The following is a 7005-nucleotide window of genomic DNA, read 5'->3' as shown; positions in this document are numbered from 1 at the left end:
GTTATATTATCCACAGTCGATTCACGATAATCTTTCCCATCTGTATCAGCTGCAAAACCTTTTTTATCATAAGGTGTTATTACTTTCCCTGATCCTAAATTTACTGTTTTTGTTTTAAAAGTCTTCCAAGCATTAATTAATCTATAATTAACATCAACCTCTTTTTTAAAATTAAGTACATCACTGCCATCTGGCTTGCTTTCTGGAGCACCATTATAATTCGCTTTTGTTGGTTCAGCAACACCCTTCCCTAATACTGCATCCACCGTAACATTTTTCGATGGATCTTTAATATCTGTAAAAGTAGTCGCTGAATTTGAAAGGACTTTTGACGTATCCGTCACTACCGTAGCTGAATCAACCTCACTTGAACTTACATTAGCTGATGCTATTCCAGTATTAGCTAGTAATCCTAGACCAACAATCATCACAGCACCGATTAATTTCGAATCAGTTCGTCCATCTTTATATTTTCTTAATGAAAACTTCTCTTTCCTATTATTTTTAAACATATTTTCCGCTCTCTTTCCTATCCCTACTATTTTTTAATGATAAAACGCCCAAAAACTTATTTTCCCGCGTCTATTTATCGTTTCAGTGATACAAAAAACTTCTCCATAAAATTTATCTAAATATCAAACTCTCAAATACCCTAATGCACACTTGAATTTTTGATTATTTCCTAGTATTAAACACACCACAAATCTTTTTTTGTAAATAAACCATTAAAAAATATTAAAAATTTATATCGCCATTCTATTCTATATCAAGTATAGTTGCCTTTTAAAGTTTAGCATACCCTATGATTTTTATCAAGAAATCTTGTGTTTTTTAATATATATTTTTTATCCTTCATCTCTAATTAAGCTACAACAAAAAAAATATTAACTAAATGAATAATCGATATATTTTCTTATTAAAGAATATTTGTTAAATATACCCTCTGATGTTTCTATTTCAAAAAAACCTTATTATGCGTTTCTATAGAGAATTCATATCTGTTATCAGGCTTCTTCTACAAAAAAACTTCACAATAAGGAATTTTAATAACATGTATATTCATTTGTTTTATAGATATTTTTACTTTACTTTCAAAACTTCTATATAAGCATCTGCCGCCTTTTGTTTTATATATTCATTTGCAAATGTCGAAGAAGAATATTTACCTTCTTTTTGATATTCGCTAAGTAGCTCCACTAATTCTTCAAACGAATTGAACGTTTTTATATCATCGCATATACTCGCATAATATTTATGAGCTAAATCAACGTTTGAAAGTAGACAGACTAAACCTTTCGAAGACGCTTCTACCGCTGCATTAGCGAAACATTCACTAAGAGAGCAAGAAATATAACCTTCATAATTTTCATAAGGCACCTCGTTTACAAACCCCGCGAACTTAACATTTTTAGGCAAATCTTCTTTTTTGTATCCTTTTGGCAAATTACCATAAATAGATAACGTGCTATCCGGAGTTTGCCTAAACGCTTCTATCGCTAGTTCACATTTTTTTATTACCGTCATATTACCGACCATGCACCAATCTTTCACGTTTGTATATACTTTTTCTATAACTTCTTCTACATATACAGGCGGTAAAAATCTAACCTTGTCACTTCCAAGACGATTTTCTAAAACAGGACTCGCTACAATATTACTACACCATCCCTGTAATACAAACTTCATAAATGGCGCTAGTATATTATAATGCGTATATGCAAACAATTCTCTTTTAGTATTTTGGAAAAACTTTCTAAGCTGCAACGGATATTCATTAACCATATCTATAATAAATCTATCGTCCACCATTGAATTTTCCACTAAGTATTCACTCACAAGCTGCCACTGCGATAATATTTCCCCAGTTTTTGTCACATGGTATTTATGATAATTTTCCGAAACATCACCCTCCAACACTACCCCCTCTTTTCCATAGAGGATAAATCCGTTTGTTTTTGGGATATACCTATATAATAGTTGTGAGGTATAACATTCTACATTTCCATTTTTATAATGAACAAGCCCCACAAAACCTTCTTTAGTATATTCAACTTTCAAGACATCTTCCAACGTATCAGCAAAACTTTTATCAACACTAGGTTTATCTCTTGCTATGTCCGATTTCTCAAAAATAACATGATAAAAATTCTCAAATCCCAATCCCTCAAGAGTTTCTACAAAGTTAGGAACAAAAACAGATAAATTAGTAATAATCAACTACTGATCAACGCCTATTTGTTTAAAAATATTCTGGCGAGCCAGTTGACTTCTTTCAAATCCGTAAATATTAAACGACACACCCTCTTTTATCGTAAATACTTTAGTCATCTCTTACCTTATCACATCTTCTAGTCTTAATCCACGGCTCCTTGCGAGTCTACTTCTAAAGAGCATTCTTTTTTTATAAGATTCTGACAGTCTATAATGCGCCATCACCGTATTTAGCACCACAGCATTATTTTTCGTCACCATACGAGCCCATAAATGCCAATCTTCAAATCCATCAAATTCCGAATCATATCTTCCCGCTTCTTCATAGGCTTTCTTTTTGAAAATAACCGTAGAGTGGTTGAACACATTCCTATAGGCTAAAGTTAGCCATAATTGTTCTCCTGAAAGAGTGTTAAAATAATTTCTTCTTATACCTCCAGGAAGCTTACTTTCATTATCTACAACTTTTGAACCAATAATATCCAAATTCAGATTCAAGTCCAACTCATTAAAAAGAAAATCTAAATGCCACGGCATCCAGCTGAAGGCAATTTTTAATACTTGAATAATTCCACCAGCTAAGAACCCGGCTACTAACGCTCCTAAGAATCCTGAAGGAGTATATGCTAATAAATCACTTTTCAGACCTAAAATACTTGGATCTGCTAAAATACCACCGATCATACCAACGATGAATCCAGGACGGTCAGCAATAGAACGACCGATGAACCCAGCTAGGATTGGTAACATCATACTAAATGAAATTTTACCGAAGTAGAATAACACTTCTGCAACTTTGTTATAAGACGGATCTTCTGGATCAAATGATTTAATACCCCAGATGAATGATAATGCGATAAGAATACCACCAGCTACTACGAATGGCAACATGTTACTTACACCTTCCATTAGGTGTTTGTAAGCTCGACGTCCGATACTTTCATTTGCTGAAGATTCTTCAGATGAATCTACTGCTCTATCATGTTTATAGATAGGAGCTTTTCCGTCTAAGATTGTTTGGATTAGTTCTTCTGGTTTGTTAATTCCGTCAGCTACTTTAGTCATAATTGTTGGATGACCATCAAAACGTGCAACTTCTACTTTTTTATCAGCCGCTACTATGATTCCCGCTGCTCTTTCGATATCTTCTTTTGTAAGTTTGTTTTCTACACCGATTTGACCGTTTGTTTCTACTTTAACATCTAGTCCCATCGCTTTTGCTGTTTCTTTGATTTTTTCTGCAGCCATAAATGTGTGAGCAATACCTGTTGGACAAGCTGTTACCGCAATGATATATAGTTTTTCTCCGCTTGGAGCTACTGGTTTTTCTTCTTTTGGATCTTCTGTTTTTGCTACGAAGTCTGCAAATACTTTTTCTACGTCTGCTTTCGTAGTAGCTTTATCTAATCCTGCTTTTACATCTGCATCCATAAGAGCTTGTGATAATGATGCTAGGGCTTTAAGGTGCTCATCTGCTCCTCCATCTGGCGCACTAATCATGAAGATGTGTTTTGCAGGTTGTCCGTCAAAACTTTCCCACTCAATACCTTCGTCACTTTTCGTATAAACGATTATCGCTTTATCGAAGTCTGCACTTTTTTCATGAGGGATAGCTACGTTTTCTCCTACTCCTGTAGTTGATTAAGCTTCATGAGCTAGCAATGCGTTTAAGAAATTTTCTTTACTCGCGATAATATTTTTTTCTACTAACATGCTTGTTAGTTTATCCAGAGCTTCTTTTTTATCAGTAGCTCTGAATCCGAATTGAACTAAGTCATAATTTAGAACATCTGTTAATTTCATTTCTTTCTCCTTTGTTGGTTGCATATTTCCGAGGAAATATTTTATTTTTCTATAGATAATTTATTAAAATTTTATTTTAATTTCTTAACTTCGATTTGTGGTAGTAATTCTTCAATTAGCTTCTTACTTCCTACACCTACTGAGAATGATGTCGCACCTCCTGAAGCCGATGCATAGCGTAGGGCTTCTTGATAGTTTTTTGTTTCGTTGTACTTCGCAACAAACATCGCAAGCATACTATCTCCTGCCGCAACAGTCGATACTATCTTACCTTCAGCTACGTTTACTTCGAATACTTCTTTATCTTCAGTTAGTAGTAAAGCTCCGTCTGCTCCACGTGAAACAAGGACATTTTTCGCACCACGTTCTTGTAATTTTTCAGCGTATTGCAAGATTTCTTCTATGCTATTTAAAGTTACACCAAACATTTCACCAAGTTCGAATTCATTCGGTTTAACTACAAACGGTTTGTATTGAAGTGTGTCCAACACTAACTCTTTATTACTGTCAACTACTAATGTAGCCCCAGACTCTGACACTCTCTTTGCTATAGCTTTGAAGTCTTCTATACCCATTCCCGCGATAACATTACCTGATAAGAATACCACATCTTCTTTCGTCAGTACTTCTAACTTTGTAAAAAAGTCGCTCACGTTATCTAAGTTTACACTACTACTTTGACCGTTAATTTCAGTCTCAGTTTCTGTAGTTAACTTCATGTTGATTCTAGTCGCTCCACGCATTTCTACAAAATCATGTTTTACACCTAAGTTATCTAGTTCTGATTTTATAAAATACCCTGTGAATCCAGCGACAAACCCCCACACCTTACTATCAACACCAACATTGTTTAGTAAAATAGAAATGTTAATACCTTTTCCACCTACTACATACTTCGCTTCTTGGGTTCTATTTAGCTTTCCAAGTGCAAAATTTTCTGCAGTTGTCAGCATGTCAACAGCTGGATCTAAAGTAATTATATAATACACTATTGCTCCTCCTTTATACTTTTTACTTCTATTATGTTTTCAAATTTCTTATATTCTTCTGGAACTTCATAAGATACGATGATTACATCATCTAATTCGGCGAATTTTTGGAATTTTCTATGTCCGAATTTTGACTTATCAGCAAGAATGTACTTCCTCTTACCGTTTTTTAGCGCCGTCACTTTGATAAATGCTTCATTTTCTTCGGCTGTCGTTACACCAAAAGTTTCATCTATCCCATTACAACCTACAAAACACATATCAAAGCTGTATTTCTTCAATTGTTCGATAGCAACCGAACCGATGACAGCTTGTGTAGAACGTTTTATCGTTCCACCTAATATTATTGTATAAATTTTATTATTAATAAGTTTCGGTAAATGATATATTGAATTCGTCACAACAGTTATCCTTCTATCACGAAGATATTCTATCATTTCATATGTCGATGTCCCCGCATCAAGATAAATCGTCTGCCCTGATTGTAAGATATTATCGCAAATATACTTCGCGACCTCTCTTTTTTCCTGTAGAAAGTCTGCACGTTTTGCTTCGACACTTTCTTCACTACCTCGAGCCGCTGAGCGTTTCATCGCACCACCGTGTGTTCTATATAATAAATTTTTATCTTCTAGATTTGTAAGATCTCGTCTTATCGTAGCTTCTGAAACATTACAATGCTCCATCAACTCCTTTAGATTTAACGAACCTCTCTCATCTAATAAATCTAAAATCTTATTCCATCTTTCATTCAACATTTTCTTCTCTCCTAACTCCCATGATTATTATATCTAATATAATATAGCTATTCAATCAAATTCAAGCAAAAACACTCACAAATAATCAAAATAAACAATTAAAATGAGTGTTTTAGTTTTAATATTTGATTGTTTTTCTAAATAATGAGCGTTTTTTTGTTTTCATATTTATTTCTAAGGTGTTTTTCCAAACACATGAGTAATCTTGCATCAATCCAGTTTTTTTTGAGATTATTATCACAAATTCTTTTCCACGAAACAGATGAGTGATTCCCTATTCTTGCTGCAATATCCATTAGTATCAAAAATATGTCTTTCAGCTCTTTTTACTCACCTGTTCAATAAAAATTTCAGACTTACACCTATTCATTTTTACTACTCGTAAGTATTATACTTTAAAGTAGTAAAATTATCGAATAAGAAAAAAACATGAATTCATATTAAAAATACCCAAAGAATAATTAATTAAAAATTATTTCTTTGAGTGTTTTCTTAATTTCAGAAGGACAATATATTAATTCTACAATTTTAATAAATTGTATTTAGTTAATTAGTAATCTCCTCTTTCTTCTATTAAAGCAGTATATTTTCTTAACGTTTTTTGGTGTGTAAATAATGTGTAAAATGCAATAGGGATGTTTATTAATAATTTTACTAGTTCCATCGCAAGATACGTTAATAAGAATGTTATTACTGTATCTGAAATACTTTTTCTAGAACTCACTTTATAACCCCCTGTCCACATTCTTTTTACAGATCCTGTTGTGTGATTCATTCCACTAGCAATAGAAGCACTCGCTGATACTGAGAAGTATCTAGCGAATAACTGCGATCCTGCCCCACCTTTATATCTTTGATAATCCGCAAACCAGCAGTACGTAAAGTTTGAAGCTAATACGTAAAGTGTTATTATCACTTTCTCAAAATCACTAAAAGTTCCAAATACAACAAATATCAATAACGACCAGATTAAATATCCTGATAGATAAAACTTAATTCCCATTTTAGGAGTTTTAATTTTATCTTCTTTCTGTTGTGCTTGCCCTGACTGTGGCGGTGCTACTACGTCACCTGATCTTTTCGGTGGCGCTACCACATCGTCTCTTTTCGGCGGTATTACTACATCATCTTTTTTGGGTGGGGCTACCACATCGTCTCTTTTCGGTGGCATTACTACATCATCTTTTTGGGGTGGGGCTACCACATCGTCTCTTTTCGGTGGCATTACTACATCATCTTTTTTG

6 protein-coding genes and 2 pseudogenes are annotated in these 7005 nt (G+C 33.7%); all 8 read right to left on the bottom strand.

Annotated features, from left to right (window positions below; translation table 11 throughout):
- Nucleotides 1–512: pseudogene (locus RWQ74_RS08460) on the bottom strand (peptidase); the annotation flags it as partial.
- 568 nt (nt 513–1080) lie between these two features.
- Nucleotides 1081–2217: a glycosyltransferase gene (locus RWQ74_RS08455; protein ID WP_314397857.1), complete on the bottom strand. Its 1137-nt coding sequence runs from the start codon at nt 2215–2217 to the stop codon at nt 1081–1083.
- A 114-nt stretch (nt 2218–2331) separates the two neighbouring features.
- On the bottom strand, nt 2332–3501 hold the full coding sequence (locus tag RWQ74_RS08450) for a fructose PTS transporter subunit IIB (protein ID WP_314397858.1): 1170 nt from the start codon (nt 3499–3501) through the stop codon (nt 2332–2334).
- Between the two features lie 87 nt (nt 3502–3588).
- A pseudogene (locus RWQ74_RS08745) lies at nt 3589–4014 on the bottom strand (PTS sugar transporter subunit IIA); the annotation flags it as partial.
- Nucleotides 4015–4085: 71 nt separating this feature from the next.
- Entirely contained in the window at nt 4086–5003 is a 918-nt protein-coding gene (locus RWQ74_RS08435) for a 1-phosphofructokinase family hexose kinase (protein ID WP_314397855.1), read from the bottom strand.
- Nucleotides 5003–5761: a DeoR/GlpR family DNA-binding transcription regulator gene (locus RWQ74_RS08430; RefSeq protein ID WP_314397853.1), complete on the bottom strand. Its 759-nt coding sequence runs from the start codon at nt 5759–5761 to the stop codon at nt 5003–5005. Before RWQ74_RS08430 ends, RWQ74_RS08435 begins: the two co-directional genes overlap by 1 nt.
- Before the next feature lie 137 nt (nt 5762–5898).
- Nucleotides 5899–6057, bottom strand: a complete 159-nt coding sequence (locus tag RWQ74_RS08425; RefSeq protein WP_314397852.1) for a hypothetical protein — start codon at nt 6055–6057, stop codon at nt 5899–5901.
- Nucleotides 6058–6311: 254 nt separating this feature from the next.
- On the bottom strand, nt 6312–7005 hold a 694-nt coding region (locus RWQ74_RS08420; RefSeq protein WP_314397851.1), incomplete at its 5' end, for a hypothetical protein.

The organism is uncultured Gemella sp. (assembly GCF_963525165.1).
GTDB lineage: Bacteria > Bacillota > Bacilli > Staphylococcales > Gemellaceae > Gemella.
Note: the sequence above shows the minus strand (reverse complement) of the source record. Positions and strands in the feature narration are given on the sequence as shown.